The organism is Kistimonas ophiarachnellae, assembly GCF_057552235.1.
On the sequence record NZ_BAAJPA010000091.1, the window covers coordinates 1 to 292 of the forward strand.

A 292-nucleotide genomic window follows, 5' to 3' on the forward strand; every position below is an offset into this window, starting at 1 on the left:
TTAATTCAGAAATTGTTTTGGGTTATATGGTCAAGTGACTAAGCGTGCACGGTGGATGCCTTGGCAGTCAGAGGCGATGAAGGACGTTGTAACCTGCGAAATGCATCGGGGAGCTGGTAAACGAGCTTTGATCCGATGATGTCCGAATGGGGAAACCCACCTGTCGTAAGGCAGGTATCCCTTTCCTGAATACATAGGGATTGGGAGGCGAACCCGGGGAACTGAAACATCTAAGTACCCGGAGGAAAAGAAATCAACCGAGATTCCGTCAGTAGCGGCGAGCGAACGCGGA

At 50.7% G+C, this 292-nt stretch carries 1 rRNA gene; it reads left to right on the forward strand.

The features are described from left to right. Positions 1 to 28: 28 nt before the first annotated feature. Positions 29 to 292, forward strand: a 23S ribosomal RNA gene (locus AC27K1_RS21775); the annotation flags it as partial.